The organism is Thermithiobacillus tepidarius DSM 3134 (genome assembly GCF_000423825.1).
Lineage (GTDB): Bacteria > Pseudomonadota > Gammaproteobacteria > Acidithiobacillales > Thermithiobacillaceae > Thermithiobacillus > Thermithiobacillus tepidarius.
In genome coordinates this window covers 1-15,876 of the sequence record NZ_AUIS01000022.1, presented here as the reverse complement: position 1 = coordinate 15,876, position 15,876 = coordinate 1, and the positions used below count along the sequence as shown (strand labels likewise).

At 67.0% G+C, this 15,876-nt stretch carries 22 protein-coding genes, 1 tRNA gene and 1 other RNA gene; 10 read left to right on the top strand and 14 right to left on the bottom strand.

From position 1 onward, the window contains the following. From gmhB to G579_RS0110505, 3 genes are all read left to right on the top strand, one after another. The gene (gmhB, locus tag G579_RS0110515; protein ID WP_028990154.1) at nt 1-546 is read left to right on the top strand and encodes a D-glycero-beta-D-manno-heptose 1,7-bisphosphate 7-phosphatase; all 546 of its coding nucleotides are present in this window, start codon (nt 1-3) and stop codon (nt 544-546) included. After that, nucleotides 543-1,247 (top strand): lysophospholipid acyltransferase family protein, encoded by a 705-nt coding sequence (locus G579_RS0110510; protein WP_028990153.1) that lies wholly within the window; start codon nt 543-545, stop codon nt 1,245-1,247. The genes gmhB and G579_RS0110510 overlap by 4 nt, the downstream gene beginning before the upstream one ends. Before the next feature lie 84 nt (nt 1,248-1,331). Beyond that, nucleotides 1,332-1,619, top strand: a complete 288-nt coding sequence (locus G579_RS0110505) for a hypothetical protein (RefSeq protein ID WP_211218718.1) — start codon at nt 1,332-1,334, stop codon at nt 1,617-1,619. Here G579_RS0110505 and rimK read toward each other — a convergent pair. Genes rimK through G579_RS0110490 form a run of 3 tightly spaced genes read right to left on the bottom strand, consistent with a single transcriptional unit; the run spans nt 1,616 to nt 3,288 of the window. Then, on the bottom strand, nt 1,616-2,521 hold the full coding sequence (rimK, locus tag G579_RS0110500; protein WP_028990151.1) for a 30S ribosomal protein S6--L-glutamate ligase: 906 nt from the start codon (nt 2,519-2,521) through the stop codon (nt 1,616-1,618). The two genes, G579_RS0110505 and rimK, sit on opposite strands and share 4 nt — an antisense overlap. Beyond that, nucleotides 2,518-2,958, bottom strand: a complete 441-nt coding sequence (locus tag G579_RS0110495) for an ATP-dependent zinc protease family protein (RefSeq protein WP_028990150.1) — start codon at nt 2,956-2,958, stop codon at nt 2,518-2,520. The genes rimK and G579_RS0110495 overlap by 4 nt, the downstream gene beginning before the upstream one ends. Before the next feature lie 6 nt (nt 2,959-2,964). After that, the gene (locus G579_RS0110490; RefSeq protein WP_038019447.1) at nt 2,965-3,288 is read right to left on the bottom strand and encodes a hypothetical protein; all 324 of its coding nucleotides are present in this window, start codon (nt 3,286-3,288) and stop codon (nt 2,965-2,967) included. 160 nt (nt 3,289-3,448) lie between these two features. Between G579_RS0110490 and cyaY the strand changes: the two genes are divergently transcribed. Genes cyaY through G579_RS0110470 form a run of 4 tightly spaced genes read left to right on the top strand, consistent with a single transcriptional unit; the run spans nt 3,449 to nt 5,306 of the window. After that, nucleotides 3,449-3,775, top strand: a complete 327-nt coding sequence (gene cyaY, locus G579_RS0110485; RefSeq protein ID WP_028990148.1) for an iron donor protein CyaY — start codon at nt 3,449-3,451, stop codon at nt 3,773-3,775. A gap of 16 nt (nt 3,776-3,791) precedes the next feature. Beyond that, entirely contained in the window at nt 3,792-4,265 is a 474-nt protein-coding gene (locus tag G579_RS0110480; protein ID WP_038019444.1) for an EVE domain-containing protein, read from the top strand. Then, nucleotides 4,262-4,945, top strand: a complete 684-nt coding sequence (locus G579_RS17040; protein ID WP_038019441.1) for a glutathione S-transferase N-terminal domain-containing protein — start codon at nt 4,262-4,264, stop codon at nt 4,943-4,945. The genes G579_RS0110480 and G579_RS17040 overlap by 4 nt, the downstream gene beginning before the upstream one ends. Nucleotides 4,946-4,970: 25 nt before the next feature. Further along, complete coding sequence (locus G579_RS0110470) at nt 4,971-5,306, top strand: hypothetical protein (RefSeq protein ID WP_028990146.1); 336 nt, start codon at nt 4,971-4,973, stop codon at nt 5,304-5,306. Nucleotides 5,307-5,344: 38 nt separating this feature from the next. On the opposite strand, the gene G579_RS0110465 is transcribed toward G579_RS0110470, so the two are convergent. Further along, nucleotides 5,345-5,857, bottom strand: a complete 513-nt coding sequence (locus G579_RS0110465; RefSeq protein ID WP_028990145.1) for a DUF302 domain-containing protein — start codon at nt 5,855-5,857, stop codon at nt 5,345-5,347. Between the two features lie 103 nt (nt 5,858-5,960). Then, nucleotides 5,961-6,869 (bottom strand): MipA/OmpV family protein, encoded by a 909-nt coding sequence (locus tag G579_RS0110460; RefSeq protein ID WP_162142995.1) that lies wholly within the window; start codon nt 6,867-6,869, stop codon nt 5,961-5,963. Nucleotides 6,870-7,012: 143 nt separating this feature from the next. Here G579_RS0110460 and G579_RS0110455 point away from each other — a divergent pair, with 143 nt between their 5' ends. Continuing rightward, entirely contained in the window at nt 7,013-7,891 is an 879-nt protein-coding gene (locus G579_RS0110455; protein ID WP_028990143.1) for a flagellar brake protein, read from the top strand. 77 nt (nt 7,892-7,968) lie between these two features. Here the strand turns inward: G579_RS0110455 and G579_RS0110450 are convergent. The 9 genes from G579_RS0110450 to G579_RS0110415 form a co-directional block, all read right to left on the bottom strand. Then, nucleotides 7,969-8,045: transfer RNA gene (locus G579_RS0110450), tRNA-Arg, on the bottom strand. Nucleotides 8,046-8,101: 56 nt separating this feature from the next. Continuing rightward, nucleotides 8,102-8,884, bottom strand: coding sequence for a TIGR00282 family metallophosphoesterase (locus G579_RS0110445; protein ID WP_028990142.1), 783 nt, complete (start codon nt 8,882-8,884; stop codon nt 8,102-8,104). Between the two features lie 92 nt (nt 8,885-8,976). Continuing rightward, entirely contained in the window at nt 8,977-9,573 is a 597-nt protein-coding gene (locus G579_RS0110440) for a 5-formyltetrahydrofolate cyclo-ligase (protein ID WP_038019455.1), read from the bottom strand. Nucleotides 9,574-9,610: 37 nt separating this feature from the next. Next, nucleotides 9,611-9,786, bottom strand: a non-coding RNA gene (gene ssrS / locus G579_RS18685) — 6S RNA. A 10-nt stretch (nt 9,787-9,796) separates the two neighbouring features. Then, nucleotides 9,797-10,117 carry a cell division protein ZapA gene (locus G579_RS0110435; RefSeq protein WP_028990140.1) on the bottom strand — a complete coding sequence of 107 codons (321 nt, stop codon included), beginning with the start codon at nt 10,115-10,117 and terminating at the stop codon, nt 9,797-9,799. Continuing rightward, nucleotides 10,107-10,349 carry a hypothetical protein gene (locus G579_RS0110430; protein ID WP_028990139.1) on the bottom strand — a complete coding sequence of 81 codons (243 nt, stop codon included), beginning with the start codon at nt 10,347-10,349 and terminating at the stop codon, nt 10,107-10,109. Before G579_RS0110430 ends, G579_RS0110435 begins: the two co-directional genes overlap by 11 nt. 87 nt (nt 10,350-10,436) lie before the next feature. Beyond that, nucleotides 10,437-12,452, bottom strand: coding sequence for a UvrD-helicase domain-containing protein (locus tag G579_RS0110425; RefSeq protein ID WP_028990138.1), 2,016 nt, complete (start codon nt 12,450-12,452; stop codon nt 10,437-10,439). Between the two features lie 16 nt (nt 12,453-12,468). Next, entirely contained in the window at nt 12,469-13,200 is a 732-nt protein-coding gene (locus tag G579_RS0110420; protein ID WP_028990137.1) for an SDR family NAD(P)-dependent oxidoreductase, read from the bottom strand. A 6-nt stretch (nt 13,201-13,206) separates the two neighbouring features. Beyond that, complete coding sequence (locus tag G579_RS0110415; RefSeq protein WP_155989806.1) at nt 13,207-13,554, bottom strand: cupin domain-containing protein; 348 nt, start codon at nt 13,552-13,554, stop codon at nt 13,207-13,209. A 58-nt stretch (nt 13,555-13,612) separates the two neighbouring features. Here G579_RS0110415 and G579_RS0110410 point away from each other — a divergent pair, with 58 nt between their 5' ends. After that, the gene (locus G579_RS0110410) at nt 13,613-14,017 is read left to right on the top strand and encodes a group III truncated hemoglobin (RefSeq protein WP_028990135.1); all 405 of its coding nucleotides are present in this window, start codon (nt 13,613-13,615) and stop codon (nt 14,015-14,017) included. Between the two features lie 375 nt (nt 14,018-14,392). Next, on the top strand, nt 14,393-15,876 hold a 1,484-nt coding region (locus tag G579_RS17035), incomplete at its 3' end, for a hypothetical protein (RefSeq protein WP_155989805.1).

Genomic DNA, 15,876 nt, shown 5'->3' with positions numbered 1-15,876 from the left:
ATGGTCAAGCTCGTCATCCTGGACCGCGACGGCGTCATCAACGAGGACAGCGACGCCTTCATCAAGTCGCCGGCGGAATGGGAACCCATTCCCGGCGCCCTGGAAGCCATCGCCCGCCTGAACCGGGCCGGCTACAAGGTGGTGGTCGCCAGCAACCAGTCGGGCGTCGGCCGCGGCCTCTTCGACGTGCAGACCCTGGCCGCCATCCACCAGCGCCTGCGCAGCGAGCTGCTCAGCATGGGCGGGCACATCGATGCCATCTTCTACTGCCCGCATCACCCGGAGGAGGGCTGCCGCTGCCGCAAGCCGGCGCCGGGCCTCTTCGAGGAGATCCGCGAGCGCTTCAACACCGCCCTGGAAGGGGTGCCGGCCGTGGGCGACAGCCTGCGCGACCTGGAGGCCGCGCGCGCGGCCGGCGCCATGCCCATCCTGGTGCGCACCGGCAAGGGCGAAGCCACCCTGGCCAAGGGCCAGGTGCCGGCCGACGTGCCCGTCTATGAAAACTTGGAAGCCGTGGTCAAAGCCCTGCTGGCCAATCCCGCATGATTACCCTGCGCACCCTGCTGTTCTATGTCGGTTTCTGGTTGTGGACCCTGCTCTGGGGCATCATCACCCTGCTGACCGCGCCGTTGCCCAGATCGGTCAGCTACCGCTCCTGCGCTTTCTGGGGGCGGGTCGCGATCGCCTGGCTCCGGCTGAGCTGCGGCATCCGCTACCGGGTCGAGGGCCGGGAACACATCCCCGCCACGCCGGTGGTGATCGTTGCCAATCACCAATCCGCCTGGGAGACCCTGGCCTTTTTGAATGTCTTCCCGCGCTTTGCCTACGTGCTGAAACAGGAGCTCTTCCGTCTGCCGATCTTCGGCTGGGCGCTCAAGCTGTCCTGGCCCATCGGCATCGATCGCAAGGCCGGGCGCGATGCGGTGCGGCAGGTGCTGCGCGAGGGGGAAAAGCGCATCCAGGCTGGGGTGTCGGTGCTCGTCTTCCCGGAAGGCACCCGCCAGCCGCCCCATGAGCTGGGGCGCTTCGCCTCCACCGGCGCCGGCCTGGCGGTGAAGACCGGCGTGCCGGTGCTGCCCGTGGCCCATAATGCCGGCCACTGCTGGCCGCGCAACGATTGGCGCAAATATCCGGGCACCATCGAAGTCCGCATCGGCGCGCCCCTTTCCAGCAAGGGCAAGACCGCTGTGGTGCTCAACGACGAAGTGCACGACTGGATCGCCGACCAGCTGCCGGACATGGCCTGAGCCCTCCTGCGCCGAAAGCCCGTTGCGGGCCGGGGCGCCCACCCCAAAGATAGGTGCTCCCGCGACCAAGCACAGAGGAGCGCCATGACTGCCCAAGCCCTGACCGAAGCCATCGGCTGGACCAGCTCGTTCATCCTGCTGCTGACCATCGGCAAGCAGATCCACAAGCAATGGCAGGCGGGCTCCAGCGAGGGCGTGTCCAAGTGGCTCTTCATCGGCCAGATCGCCGCCTCCTCGGGCTTCTCGCTGTACAGCTGGCTGCTGCACAACTGGGTTTTCGTGGTCACCAACGTGCTGATGCTGGCCAGCGCCCTGCTCGGCGTCGCCATCACCCTGCACCAGCGCCGCCGCGCGGCCGCGCAGCAGCCCTAGCCGCGGCCGCGCGTGGCCGTCTTGCCGGGGCGCGCGTGCTTTTCCACGAACTCGATGATGCGCCCGGCCACGTCCACGCCGGTGCTGGTCTCGATGCCCTCCAGGCCGGGCGTGGAGTTGACTTCGATGACCACCGGCCCGGCCGCCGACTGCAGCATGTCCACGCCGGCGATGTTGAGGCCCAGGGTGCGGGCCGCCTGCACCGCCAGCGCCCGCTCCGCCGCCCCCAGCTTGATCCTTTCCGCCCGCCCGCCGCGATGCAGGTTGGAGCGGAATTCGCCCGGCTTGGCCTGTCGCCGCATGGCGGCGATCACCCGGCCGCCCACCACGAAGGCGCGGATGTCGGCGCCCTGGGCCTCCTTGATGAACTCCTGCACCAGGATGTCGGCCCGCAGCTCCATGAAGGCGTCGATCACGCTCTCCGCCGCCTGCTGGGTTTCGGCCAGCACCACGCCGATGCCCTGGGAGCCGGACAGGAGCTTGATCACCAATGGCGCGCCGCCCACTTGGCGGATCACGTCGTCCACGTCGTGGGGCGAGTGGGCGAAGCCGGTGACCGGCATGGCCACGCCGGCGCGGGCCAGCAGCTGCAGGGAACGCAGCTTGTCGCGGGCGCGGGCGATGGCCACCGACTCGTTGGCCGAGTACACGCCCATCATCTCGAACTGGCGCAGCACCGCTGTGCCATAGAAGGTGATGGAGGAGCCGATGCGCGGGATCACCGCGTCGAAGCCCTGCAGCACCTCGCCCTTGTAGATGACCTGCGGCTTGCGCGAAGTGATGTTCATGTAGCAGCGCAACGGATCAATGACGCGCGCCTCATGCCCGCGCGCCTGCGCCGCCACCATCAGGCGCTGGGTGGAGTAGAGCTTGCGGTTGCGGGACAGGATGGCGATCTTCACGGCTCAGGCACTCCGGCCAGGAAGGATTGCTCGGGATCCACGACGAAGCGCCCGACCATGGCGCTGCGGCCCAGCAGCATGCGAAAGCGCATGCTGTCGCGTCTGGTCAGGGTCATCTCGATGGGCCAGGACTCGCCCATGAGCAGCACGGAGGTGACGATGACCGGCCGCAGCGTGCGATGGCCGCCCGAATCGGTCACCCAGCGTTCGTCCACCTGGGGCGCCTCGCAGCGGTAAACCAGCAGATCGTTGTCCTGCAGCGGGTGCAGCCAGAAGCGCAGCCAGCGCTGCCCGCGCCGGCGCAGGCGCTCGATACGGAAGGTGTGCAATGCTGAGGTCTTGGCGCCGGTGTCCACCTTGGCCTTGATGGCGGGGATGCCCAGATCGGGCAGGCTCACCCACTCGCGCCAGCCCAACACCCAGAGTCCGCGGTCCATGCCGGCCTATTGCGGCGCATAGAAGGTCAGAAGCGGCAGCTCGCCGTGGCGGATGGAGCGCACGATGAAGCCCGCCCGCCCCGGCTGCCGCGTTTCCAGCGCGGCGTGGCACAAGGAGGCCTCGCCGGCGATGGTGGCGAAGAGCACCTCCAGCTCCAGAGGATCCACGCGCAGGCTGCCGAAGGGATCGCGCGGATCGGCCGGATTGGGCCGCCAGAACAGGCGCGGCATCCAGCCCTTGCCCTGCACCGCCGGGTGCTGATACAACGCGACACAACGGCGCCCCAGCGCCTCCAGATCCCTGACTTCCTCAGCAGCGCTCCGCTCCATCCTTCTCCCCGGCGCAAAACCCTTGCCCGCCGCGGCCCTTGCCGTCATCATTGAACGTCGAAGAACCGCCCTGCGGGCGTGACGTATAAAATCCATCCCATTATGAGCACCCGCCTCCGCCGCCACAAGGGGAGCGCGGGAGCACGCGAGCGAGTGAGACATGAGCCAGGAGAACTTCCCCATCCTTGCCGAAAACAGCATCCGCGCCCTGGTCCATAAATTGGAGCAGGCCGAAGGCGCGGAAGATCTGAGCGTAGACCTCATCGACGGCGTCCTGCATGCCGAATTCGAGGACGGCAACCAGATCATCATCAACAGCCAGTCCAGCGCCCGGCAACTCTGGCTGGCCAGTCCCCTGGGCCCGGCCCACTTCGACTACGATGCGGCCAGCGGGACCTGGAGGGACGAGCGCAGCGGCGAGCCGCTGGAACGCGCGCTGGAGCGGGTGCTCAGCCTGAAGCTGGGCGCGCCGGTGTCCCTGGGCTGAGCGCGGCGAGGTGACCATGGCCGAGCGGCGCTATTGGCTCATGAAGAGCGAACCCAGCGAGTTTTCCATCGAGGACCTGCAGGCCCGCCCCGGCCAGACGGAGCCCTGGGATGGGGTGCGCAACTACCAGGCCCGCAACTTCATGCGCGCCATGCAGGCGGGCGACGGCGTGCTCTTCTACCACTCCAACTGCGAGCTGCCCGGCGTGGTGGGGGTGGCGGAGGTCGCCTGCACCGCCTACCCCGATCCCACCCAGTTCGACCCCGGCGACAAGCACTTCGACCCGCGGTCCCGGCCGGAAGACCCGCGTTGGTCGCTGGTGGAAGTGAAGTTCGTGCGCCGCTTCCCGCGCACCGTCAGCCTCGACGCGCTGCGCAGCACCCCGGGGCTGGAAGACAACCCGGTGGTGCGCCGCGGCAACCGCCTCTCGGTGCTGCCGGTCAGCCCGGCGGAGTGGGACATCATCCTGGCGCTCGGGGACGGCGGGTGAGCGGCATCGCCCTCTACCACCACTGGTCCTCCCCCGCCTGCGCCCGCCTGCGCTTGGCTCTCGGCGCCAAGGAGCTGGATTATGACAGCCGGCCGCTGGCCTACACGGATTTCGGCACGCCGCTGGACCTCGGCTTCGACCGCAAGCTGCCCATCGTGGAGTGGCCCGACGGCAGCCGCGGCAATGACAGCCTTGCGCTGCTACTGGAGTTGGAACACCGCTATCCCGCACCCGCCCTCCTGGAGGGCGTGGTGGCGGCAGCGGAATGGCAGGCCTTCCTGGACTGGCGCGCCCGCCTGGAGCCCCTGCTCGCCCGCCTGATCGCGCCGGTGCGCCCCGGCTTTGCCGAGATCGGCGGCGAGCCGGACGCCCTGGCTCTCTACAAGGAGGAGTGCGTGCAGCGCTTCGGCATGAGCCCCGAGGCCCTGTCCAACGACCGCTACGACGGCTTCCTGCAGCTGGAGCGCCTGGGCCGCCTGCGGGAGCTGGCCCGCCAACTGGCCAAGACCCGCTTCTACGCCGGCCGCCTCTCGCTCATCGACGTCATCCTCACCGCCGACTTCAATCTGCTGCGGCTCCTGGACGGCGTTACCGTCCCGCTGGACCTCATGTATTATTTTCAGCGAGTGGCGGAGGCCTGCGGCGCCGATCTGGACGCCGGGCTCCAGCAAACCACGTAATCAGCGAACACAAGAGGGGAAATCCATGACCTACGCCGAACTGCTCACTGCCCTGCACCAGCTGCTCGACTACCCGATCCTGGCGGTCGACAGCGACCCCGCCGCCACCCTGGGCGCCGCCCAGGCCGGGCGGCTGGACGACAAAATCCTGGAAAAGGCCTTGCTGGACATCTACGCCGGCAACCAGTGCAGCGGCATCGACAGCCCCGTCCAGCGCAACGAGACCATCGCCGCCCTCGGACAACTGCGGTTGCAGACCATGCGCGACGATGCCGACCCGCGGGACTTTCGCCGGGTGCTGATGCTGTCCCAGCAGATCGACAAGGCCTTCGACAACGAGGCCCTGGCCCAGAAGGGCTGAAATGCGGCGCCCATGATGGGCGCCGCCCGGCGACCCGGCTACCTGGCGTAGTAGCTGGCCACGCCTTCGAGCACCGTCTTCAGCTCCTGCGCCGCCTTCTCGGCGGCGCGGTACTGCTTGATGTTCATGGCCTTGGCCTCGGCCACCGGATCCACCACCCCCAGCACCACGCGCTGGCCCTTGCCGCCGGGCGCCGTTTCGCGGAACAGGGTGAAGCGACACGGAATGAGCAGGCTGATGTAGGGGTCCTCCTTGATCGCCTGCGCCAGGTACTGGGATTTGCACGCCAGGATCAGCTTGTTGTCGATCTGCATGTCGTACTTCTTCATGCCCTGATCGATGTGCTGTATCTGCAGCACTTCCCAGTTCTGGCCGCCCAACTCGCTCTGCAGCCTCTCCAGCACGCCGCCGATGTCGGCATTGCCGGGCAGGTAGACCACGTAGGCTTGGCCGTGGCGCTGCACCTCGGCGGCCTGGGCGGGAACGGCGCTGATCAGAAGCAGGGAAAACAAGAGAGCGAACTGCTGCGCGACATGCCTTAGGGTGAACATATCCACCTCCTGAGGGACCGCACGGGCCCCGAGTGCCCACCTCCCTGCAGCTATACATGCTTATGCCTGAAAGTATAGCTCAGGTCGGGACGGACCGAGCAGCTCAAGGAGAGCCGGCACTCCAGTCCGTCGCCTTCACCGTCCGCCCGGAACGGGCGAAGATCCAGGCCAGCCCCACGCCCGCCATTAGCGCGTGCCGCTCCTCCACGAGGGGACTGTCGCGGAAGGCCGCGCCGGCCAGGCTGTCGTAGCGCACGAAGCCGCCCAGCCAGTAATCCTGCTTGAAGCGCCGGCTCAGGGTGAGGGTCAGGCGCGCGCCGCTGTAGCCGCCGGGCGCGGCATAGGCCGGGCGCGCGGCCGTGGCGAGGGCGGGAGCGACACTGTAGTAATAGTGGTGGTACTTGCTATCGGCGAAGACGGGGCCGGCTGCCAGGCCGAAGCGCCAGACGCGCCCGGGCCCTGTGTTGAGCCAGTCCATGCCTAGATGCGGCTGCGAGACCCAGCCCACGCCCTGCCAGCGGGACAGGTCCTCGGCCACGGCGACCGCCGCCCGCAGCGGAAAATTCAGCGTGAAGCGGGGCCCACGCGCAGACTGGTGCAGCAGCAATTCCACGGAAGGGCCGATCTCCAGGGTGGGGTCCAGATCGGGCATGCCGGCGCGCGGGCCGCCATCGCTGCTGCGCACCGGCGTGGCGGCGTTGGCGCTGATGTCCAGCTGCACGCGCTCGGTCTGCAGGAGCAGGCCGCGCACCTGCTGGCGGTCGATGCGCAGGACCTCGCCCCGGTAGATCACATATGGTAGAGGCAGGTAGTAATTGCGCCGCTCGCTAGCGCCGCGGTACTCGGGCAGGTTCAGCACCGCCAGCCCCGCGCCCAATTCCCAGAGCGGCAAGTCTTGCGCCGCCGACCAGCCCGGCAAGCCGAGCAGCAGCAGTGCGACGCTCAGGCGCATCCGGCAGCGCCGGAAGGCATCCGCGTGGCGTTCGACGACAAGGTGGATGAGCGTATTCATGACCGGCATCCCACGGCTTTGGGGCAGTATGCGCCCCCACCGGCCCGGGCGGCAAGACGCGGCTCCAGGCTTGCGCATCAGAGTACATAGCCATATAACTATCCGCTGACTCAAAAATAAAAAGAAGCGGAGTGGATGTCACGATGGAACTGCAAATCGTCTCAAGCACAGAGATCCCCCTGGGGTCTCCCCTGCCTTGGCCGCTGTACGATGGGGAAGGCAGACTGCTGCTCGACGCCGGTTTTGTCGTCGAATGCGAATCACAACGGGATATTCTCCTCGGTCACGGCGTGTACCGGAATGCCGCCCAGGCGGCCATGGGATCGGCGGCGATCCCGGATGCGGGGGATGGCAATGAGGACGGCCCCGGCGCGGCCTTCGAACGCATGGGCCTGCAGATGGGCACGCCCGTGCAGCTGACGGACGGCCAATCCCGCTATTTCGGCCGTCTGATCGGCTACATCCGCGACAAAAGCCTGCTGGTCTCCACTCCCATCGTGAACGGCGTGCCCCTGCTCCTGAAGGCGGGGGAGCAGTTCACGTTGCGCGCCTTCACCGGCAAGAACGCCTACGCCTTCGACAGTGCCGTGATGCGTACCCAGAGCTTCCCCGTGCACTACCTGCACATGAGCCTGCCGCTGGACGTGCGCGAAGCCCCGCTGCGCCGGTCCGTGCGGGCGCCGGTCAAGCTCCTCGCCGCGCTCCTGCCCACCGGCGACGGCCGCTCCTGGCCCGCCCAGGTGATGGACATCGCCACCTCGGGCGCGATGCTCGCCTCCCCCTACCCGCTGGACGACGCCGCCGGCGGCCTGAAGCTGAATCTGCCCATCCGGCTGGAGGGGACCGACTTCAACCTGAAGCTGCCCGTGGTCGTCCGCAACCGCCATCCCAAGGACCAGCACGCCTATCGCTACGGCGTGGAATTCCAGCAACTGTCCACCAGCGACCGGCTGGTGCTGCAGAACCTGGTCTACCAGACCCTCTGCGCGCAACGCGCCTACGGCGCCTTCGCCACGGGTTGACCGGCGCACGTGCGCCGCCGCTCGGGGCCATGCGCGGCCCTGGGCGCGATTCAGGAACAAACGGGGGAGAAGGAAAATGGCGCGCGGTATAGGATTCGAACCTATGACCTTTGGCGTCGGAGGCCAACGCTCTATCCAGCTGAGCTAACCGCGCGGGTTGGAACCCATAATGATAATGCGTACGCGGGCCGGTGTCCACGGCCGCGCCGGCTATTCGGCGATGCGGACGCGCTTGATGCCGTGACAGCGGCCGCTGTCCGCATCGAGCTGGATGAACACGGCACTGAGGGTGGCGGGGCCGCTGGCGGTCTCCAGCCGTTCCGGCAGCTTGCTCAGGAAGCGCTTGACCGTCTTGTCCTTGTGCATGCCGATGACCGAATCGTAGGTGCCGGTCATGCCGACGTCGGTGATGTAGCCCGTGCCCTGGGGCAGGATGCGCTCGTCGGCGGTGGGGATGTGGGTGTGGGTGCCGACCACGGCGGAGACGCGGCCGTCCAGGTGCCAGCCCATGGCGGTCTTTTCGCTGGTGGTCTCGCAGTGCATGTCCACCAGGATCATCTTCAGGTCGGCGGGCCGTTCGGCCAGCACCGCGTCGGCGGCCGCGAAGGGGCATTCCAGGCTGGGGTGCATGAAAGCCTGGCCCATGAGATTCAGCACGCCCACCTTGTCGCCGGCGGCGGTCTCGCCCACGTACCAGCCGCTGCCGGGCGTACCGACGGGGTAATTGTGCGGGCGCAGCAGGCGCGGCTCGCCGACGATGTAGGTGAGAGCCTCGCGCTTGTCCCAGATGTGGTTGCCCGAGGTGATCACGTCCACCTCCTGCTCGAACAGCTCCAGGCAGATCTTCTCGGTGACGCCGAAGCCGCCGGCGGCGTTCTCGGCGTTGACCACGATGAAGTCGAGGGCCAGCTTGTCCTTCAACTGCCGCAGGTTGTTGAGCAGCACCCGCCGCCCGGGCTCGCCCACCACGTCGCCCACAAAGAGCAGATTCATAGATCACCATGGCTGAATGACACGCGCCCCATGATACCCGAAGCGGGAAACGGGAACCACGCCGGCCGCCCCGGCGAAAGGCCCATGGGGCGTCAGCGCTGGCGCGCCGGGTAGAAGCGCCGCTCCGTCTGCACGCCGTCCAGGGGCACATCCCAGGATTCCCGCGGCAGGGCCGGCACCCGCTGCAGCTCGTAGGCCAAGCCGACGGCGCGGGGGCGGCGCCAGCGCCGCTGGCGGGCCAGATGCTGCAGGGCGCGGTCGTAGAAGCCGCCGCCCATGCCCATGCGCCCGCCCTGCGCGTCGAAGGCCACCAGCGGCGTGAGCACCAGATCCAACTGGCGCGCGTGACGCCAGTGGCGCCGGTGGACCTCCGGTTCGGGGATGCCCAGCCGGTTGGCGCGCAGAGGCGTGCCGATGCGCACCGGCGCGAAGCGCAGCGACTCGCCGTAGAGGGGATCCAGCACCGGCAGGTAGGCGTGCTTGTTCAGGCGCAGGGCGCGCAGGAGCAGGGGCGCGGGATCGATTTCGCCGTCGCCGGCCCAGTAGAAGGCGATGTGGCGGGCGCGGCGAAACACGGGCTGCTTGCTCAGCTCGCGGGCGAGAGTGCGGGCGGCGCGGCGCGCCTCGTCGGGCGGCACGGCACGGCGCAGGCGGCGCATTTCCCGGCGCAGCGCCTTTTTAGTCAACATGCAGGAAAAAGAGGAAAAAAGCGGGAAGGGCAAAACAAAGCCCCCCGCCTGTGCCGTAAGCCGTATCCCTTGAACCTGGAGATCAGGTGGGCGCCTCCACGTCGCTTCAGGCTACTCGGTTGAGCGGCACACCACGACGGTATTAGAAGCTCCCCGGGCATAGACATGTTGGTTCAAGAATCTACCTGAGCTATACGAACACCGCAGGGGGTATGGCTCAACCTTATCCCCAATGGAGAACACTGTCAACCATGCCCTGCAGGCGCTCGACGAGCTCGTCCAAGTCGGCCTGCTGAGCGGCCGCCTGGGCGCGCAGCTGCACCACTTCGGCGGCCAGGTTGAGGGCCACCATCAGGGTCAGACGGTCGGTGCCGGCCACCTTGCCGGCGCTCCGCGCTTCGTGCAGTTGCTGGTCCAAGTAGGCGGCGGCCTCCACGAGCACGGCCGCCTCCGACGGCGGGCAGGCAATCCGGTAGGCCTTGCCGAGCAGCTGGATGTCGATGATCTCGGTACCCGGCGCCCGGCTGGGGCGATCATCCACCATGGCTGTGCTCCTCGACCGGCTCCAGTTCATTCAGCAACCGCTCCAAGCGGCCGCAGACCTCTTCCTGGCGCTCGCGCAGGCGGCGGTTCTCCGCCTGCAACTGTTCGATCTGGCTGGACAGGGCCTGCAGGCGGAACTGGCCGCCATCCACCTGTTCACGCCGCTGCGATTGATAGTCCGCCAGGACGGATTCCAACTGCTTGAGAAGGTTGTCGAAACGGGGATCCTGCAATGGGAAGGCCTCTGAAGGAAGGTAATGCCTTGTTTAGGATGAATACTAGTTTAGTTTAACGCGTTGGCAAGCGCCCGTCACGGCGGGCTAGCCCTTGCCGGCCAGCATCTGCCGCAGCTGGGCGATGGTGCCCTGCGCCACCGCCTGGTGCTGATCGGGGCTGGACTCATCGCCCTCCCAGCGCAGGTCTTCGGGCGGCAACTCCTCCAGAAAACGCGACGGCTCGCACTCCACCATCTCACCATAGCGCTTGCGCCGGGCGGCCAGGCTGAGGGTCAAGGTGTACTGGGCACGGGTCAGGCCGACGTAGGCCAGCCTGCGCTCCTCCTCGATGTTGTCGGTGTCGATGCTGTTGCGGTGCGGCAGGATGCCTTCTTCCATGCCGACCAGGAAGACGTGCGGAAACTCCAGGCCCTTGGCGGCGTGCAGGGTCATCAGGCGGACCTCGTCGCTGTCGCCGGCCTCGCCCTGGCGCTCCAGCACGGAAAAGAGGCTCAGGCGGTTGAGCAGCTCCGGCAGAGTTTGCGGACCGTCGTCCTGCTCGGTCATGCGCTGCATCCAGTCGAAGAGGCTGTTGACGTTTTCCATGCGGCGCAGCGCGCCGCGCTCGTCGCACTGGTCCTTGAGGTAGCCCAGATAGTCGATTTCCTCGGGCAGGCTGCGCAAGGTGGCGCAGACCTCCTGATCGGTGGCGGCGCTCTTTTCCACGCGCTCGGCCATGCGATTCACCCACTGGCCGAACTGGCGCAGGGCCTCCAGCCCGCGGGCGGGCAGGTGCTCGGCCAGGCCCTCCTCCCACACGGCGGCGAAGAGCGAGAGATCGTGCTGCTGGGCGAAGTTGCCCAGGGCTTCCAGGGTGGCGCCGCCGATGCCGCGGCGCGGCGTGTTCACGGCACGCAGAAAGGCCAGATCGTCATCGGGGTTGGCCAGCAGGCGCAGATAGGCCATCACGTCCTTGATCTCGCTGCGCTCGAAAAAGGAGGTACCGCCGGAGATCTGGTAAGGCACATGGGCGGCGCGCAGGGCGGTCTCGAAGGCGCGCGCCTGGTGGTTGCCGCGGTAGAGGATGGCGAAGTCGCCGAAGCGGGCCTTGCGCTGGAACTTCTCCGCCAGCAGCAGACTGACCACCCGCTCCGCCTCGTGCACCTCGTCCTGGCAGCGCACCACGCGGATCGGCTCGCCATGGCCCAGGGTGCTCCACAGCTGCTTTTCGTAGAGATGGGGATTGTTGGCGATCAGCCGGTTGGCGGCATTGAGAATGCGCCCCATGGAGCGGTAGTTCTGCTCCAGCTTGATCACCTGGAGTTCGGGGAAGTCCTGGCTCAGGCGGTGCAGGTTCTCGGCTTCGGCGCCGCGCCAAGCGTAGATGGACTGGTCGTCGTCGCCCACGGCGGTGAGATTGCGGCGGTTGCCGAGCAGCCACTTGATGAGCTGGTACTGGGCGCTGTTGGTGTCCTGGTACTCGTCCACCAGCAGGTAGCGGATGCGCTCCTGCCAGGTGGCGCGCGCCTCGGGATCAGTGGCGAAGAGGTGATTGGGCAGATTGATCAGATCGTCGAAGTCCACGGCGCTGTATGCCTTCAGCGCCCGCTGGTAGAGCGGGTAGAGGCGGGCTGCGCGCTGATGCAGCGGATCGCCGTCCAGGGGCACGTCCTCCGGCATGAGACCGGCGTTCTTGAAGCGCGAGATGCGCCCTTGGATGGCCTCGGCCAGATCGCCGTCGCCGTCATGCTCCTTCAGCAGATCGCGCACCACACCGACGCTGTCGCCGGCGTCGAGAATGGAGAACACGGGCTTGTAGCCCAGGCGGTGGATCTCCTGGCGCAGGATGTTGAGGCCCAGGCTGTGGAAGGTGGAGACGATGAGGCCGCGGGTCGGCTTGCCCTGACAGAGCTGGGCCACCCGCTGCTGCATCTCGCTGGCCGCCTTGTTGGTGAAGGTCACGGCGCAGATGTGCTTGGCGGCCACTTCGTGGCGCTCGATGAGGTGGGCAATCTTGTGGGTGATGACGCGGGTTTTGCCAGACCCCGCCCCGGCCAGCACCAGCATGGGACCGTGGACGTGCGTGATGGCGGCGTGCTGCTGCGGATTCAACTCGGACATGTGCGGGTTCTTTACTTTAAAGGCGATGAATCTTGTCCACCCGCGCCTGGGCGGTGGGCTTGAGGACGATCTGGTCGATGTTGACGTGGGCGGGGCGGGTAGCGGCCCAAACGATGGCATCGGCCACGTCATCGGCGGTCAGCGGCTGCAGGCCCGCGTAGACCGCGGCGGCGCGCCCGGCGTCGCCGGCGAAGCGCACCAAGCTGAATTCGGTCTCCACCAGGCCGGGATCGACCTCGGTGACGCGGATGGGCTCGCCCAGCCACTCCAGCCGCATCGTCTCGCTGATGGCGCGCACGGCATGCTTGCAGGCCGTGTAGCCGGCGCCGCCGACGTAGGTCTCCAAGCCGGCGACGGAGCCGATGTTGACCACGTGGCCGGCGCCGGAGGCACGCAGTTGCGGCAGCAGGGCCTTGCTCATACGGGCCAAGCCCAGGACGTTGCTTTGATACATGGCCAGCCACTTGGCCTCATCCAGCTCGGCAAGGGGCTCCAGGCCCAGGGCGCCGCCGGCGTTGTTCACCAGCACGTTGAGCGCCGGCACCCGGGCGGCAAAGGCGGCCACGCTGGCCGCATCAGAGACGTCCAGCGGCAGGGCGACCGCGCCGATCTCATCGGCCAGCGCCCGCAGGCGCTCCCGGCGCCGGGCGCCGATGAACACCTGGAAGCCCGCGTCCGCCAGCTGGCGGGCGACGGCGGCGCCGATGCCGCTGGAGGCGCCGGTGACGACGGCAGTTTTCCGGGTCATGGGATTTCAGCCAAAGCGATAGCGCTTGCGGATCGGCGCCAGCACTTCCCAGGTGCAGGACAGGCCGGCGGGAAAGGTGACCAGGTCGCCCGCCCCTACGCGCACCGGCACACCGCCATCCGGCGTGACGAGGACCTGCCCTTCCAGAATATAACAGGTCTCCTGCTCGTCATAGGTCCAGGGAAAGCGGGAGGTCTCCTTCTGCCAGACAGGCCAGCGGCCGACACCCAGCGCTTCGAGGATTTTCTGGTCCGGATTGCTTTGCACTTGGATGGTCATGATCGCTTCCTTCGGACAAAGAGACGGGAATCGTGCTGGGCGTGCGGCACGGCAGGCAACGCGGATGCGGGCCATTGCCCCCGTTGCGGGCGCGCTTTATGTTATGGCATTCATCGGCATCTGTGGAGGCCCCATGTCCGAATCCGAACCCAAACCCGCGCTACGCAAGCTGCAGCCGCTTTGCGCCCAGATACCGCTGCCTACCATCCGGGCGGTGGTGGATGACTTCTACAACCGCATCCAGCAACACCCCACCCTGGCGGAGCCCTTCGCCGCCGTGAGCGACTGGGAGCTGCACAAGGATCGCCTGACCCACTACTGGTGGACGGTCATGGGCGGCCAGCCCTACCGCAACTACGGCTACGCTCTGGGCGACAAGCACGCGCCCGTGGGCATCACCCATGCGCTGGTGGACGACTGGCTGGCGCTCTTCTACGAGACCCTGCTCGATCACCTGGAACCGGAGCTGGCACAGCGCTGGCTGCGCCTGGCCCAGGGCATCGGCGAATCGCTGCGACTCATGTTCGCCCGAGACTAGCGGCGCCCGCGACCCCACCTCCATCTTCCGGGGAGGATCGTGCCCCCTCGTCGCACTGACACGATAGGTCGTCCGTGTGCGTCACCCGCCCGGGCCGATTGACAAATTTTGTCACCCGGCCCGCAGTCCATCCAGCAGAAAACCAGGTTTTTCCTCACTTCCCGCCTGTTGGCACCCGATTTGCTATCCCCGCTAGGCAGTCAATTTTTTGACGCCCAAGAAACCAACCTAGGTTACTGATTTTACATGTCTTTTCGCCAAAGGCCTCTTCAGAAGCAGTCGTAACAGAGGAAGCAAATCTTGATTACAAATTATTTGAGCCGAGCCCGCACCGGGTTCTTCGCCCTTCTTTTGCTTTTTTCCGCTGCGCCCGCCATGGCGGAGCAACCCCAGAAACAAGCCTTTCCAGAAAACGCCTACGAGCTGCCGCTGAGTCAAAAAAATGACTTGCAGGCCGCCCTCAACAAGCATCGCGTCGTACGCCTGCAGCCGGGCGACTACAGCTCCGCCGGGACCATCACCTTGGACAGCTGCCAGCAGCTCTATGGCGTAGCGGGCAGCACCAAGCTGTCCAAGGTGGTCGTCAAGGGCGGCACCGCCGGCGCGGTCCTGAGCGGCGTGCAGAGCGGCCTGGAGTTCCCGGCTTCCAGCCTGGTGACCCACGACAACCTGTTCCAGCGCATCACCGGCGTGGTGACGGTCAACGGCGCGACCCTGGAAAACAACGTGTTCCTGGATCTCTACGGCCAATTCAAGTTCGACAACAGCGGCGGCGGCTACATGAAGAATAACCGCTTCGTGCGCATGACCTCGCAGGGCTACAACCCGGCTTTCGTGCACAAGGGCGACCCCGCCCGCAAGACCGGCGGCAACGTGTGGGTGTGGACCAACATGCTGTCCCCGCCCGGCGACGCCATGTACCTGGACAACCAGACCGATGCCACCTTCGTCGGCATCGACGCCGAGTCCTGGAACTACTCCCGCCAGGGCAGCAAGGCCATGCTGACCGCCCGCTCCCTGGGTTCCCTGCGCGTGTTCCAGGTCAACGGCGGCCAGAACGGCAACTCGCTGATGACCGGCATCTTCGACGTCAACGCGGACGAGTTCCAGCTGCACGGCACCAACATGGGCAAGACGGGCAGCCCGGCCCTTGCCTTCCGTGGCCAGCGCACCGCCATGGTCAATCTGCAGAAGCTCTCCACCGATGATGGCGCCGGCTTCCGCTTCAAGGCCTTCGAGGGCGGCAGCGCCGACGCCCTGGTCAACGGCGGCAGCATCCGCGCTGCGCTGCCCTCCGCCCAGCAAGACGCCATGCGGCGCATGTACGCCAACTCCGGCCGTAGCGGCCAGCTGTGGGAGCGGCCGACCTTCAATGCCATCCCGGACCCGGCGGGCCCGAACTGGAACGCCAACCTGGCCGGCCAGAAGGATTCCACCGACTACATCCAAAATCTGGTCAACAGCCAGGGTGTCGCCAAGCTGCCGGCCGGCATCTACTACATCTCCCGGCCGATCAAGCTCAAGGGCGGCCAGGGCATCATCGGCGCCGGCGCGGACAAGACCGCCATCATCGCCAAGAGCCCGGATATCGATCTCATCGTCAGCGATGCCCGCCTGACCCAGAAGTACAGCACGACCCGCTTCGCCTTGGGCGACCTGACCCTGCAGGGCGGGCGCAACGGCATCCATCATGAGCCCAACGGCGCCGGCGGCGGCGCGCAGTTCAACAAGATCTTCCTGTCCCATGTGACCATCCGCGACATGCGCGAGGCCGGCATCTTCATCGACCGCATCATGGCGTGGGACAACAACTTCATCGATCATGTGAACTTCTTCCGCAACGGCGTGGGCATCAAGCA

Bases quoted from the DNA above. Each gene is read 5' to 3' on its own strand.
- G579_RS0110460 (WP_162142995.1), bottom strand. From the start codon at position 6,869: ATGAATACGCTCATCCACCTTGTCGTCGAACGCCACGCGGATGCCTTC.
- G579_RS0110445 (WP_028990142.1), bottom strand. From the start codon at position 8,884: ATGAATCTGCTCTTTGTGGGCGACGTGGTGGGCGAGCCCGGGCGGCGG.
- G579_RS0110480 (WP_038019444.1), top strand. From the start codon at position 3,792: ATGGCCGAGCGGCGCTATTGGCTCATGAAGAGCGAACCCAGCGAGTTT.
- G579_RS0110495 (WP_028990150.1), bottom strand. From the start codon at position 2,958: ATGGACCGCGGACTCTGGGTGTTGGGCTGGCGCGAGTGGGTGAGCCTG.
- G579_RS0110415 (WP_155989806.1), bottom strand. From the start codon at position 13,554: ATGGCCCGCATCCGCGTTGCCTGCCGTGCCGCACGCCCAGCACGATTC.
- gmhB (WP_028990154.1), top strand. From the start codon at position 1: ATGGTCAAGCTCGTCATCCTGGACCGCGACGGCGTCATCAACGAGGAC.
- G579_RS0110505 (WP_211218718.1), top strand. From the start codon at position 1,332: ATGACTGCCCAAGCCCTGACCGAAGCCATCGGCTGGACCAGCTCGTTC.
- G579_RS0110435 (WP_028990140.1), bottom strand. From the start codon at position 10,117: ATGGTGGATGATCGCCCCAGCCGGGCGCCGGGTACCGAGATCATCGAC.
- G579_RS0110425 (WP_028990138.1), bottom strand. From the start codon at position 12,452: ATGTCCGAGTTGAATCCGCAGCAGCACGCCGCCATCACGCACGTCCAC.
- G579_RS0110490 (WP_038019447.1), bottom strand. From the start codon at position 3,288: ATGGAGCGGAGCGCTGCTGAGGAAGTCAGGGATCTGGAGGCGCTGGGG.
- G579_RS0110420 (WP_028990137.1), bottom strand. From the start codon at position 13,200: ATGACCCGGAAAACTGCCGTCGTCACCGGCGCCTCCAGCGGCATCGGC.
- G579_RS0110470 (WP_028990146.1), top strand. From the start codon at position 4,971: ATGACCTACGCCGAACTGCTCACTGCCCTGCACCAGCTGCTCGACTAC.
- G579_RS0110465 (WP_028990145.1), bottom strand. From the start codon at position 5,857: ATGTTCACCCTAAGGCATGTCGCGCAGCAGTTCGCTCTCTTGTTTTCC.
- G579_RS0110410 (WP_028990135.1), top strand. From the start codon at position 13,613: ATGTCCGAATCCGAACCCAAACCCGCGCTACGCAAGCTGCAGCCGCTT.
- G579_RS0110455 (WP_028990143.1), top strand. From the start codon at position 7,013: ATGGAACTGCAAATCGTCTCAAGCACAGAGATCCCCCTGGGGTCTCCC.
- G579_RS0110510 (WP_028990153.1), top strand. From the start codon at position 543: ATGATTACCCTGCGCACCCTGCTGTTCTATGTCGGTTTCTGGTTGTGG.
- cyaY (WP_028990148.1), top strand. From the start codon at position 3,449: ATGAGCCAGGAGAACTTCCCCATCCTTGCCGAAAACAGCATCCGCGCC.
- G579_RS0110440 (WP_038019455.1), bottom strand. From the start codon at position 9,573: ATGTTGACTAAAAAGGCGCTGCGCCGGGAAATGCGCCGCCTGCGCCGT.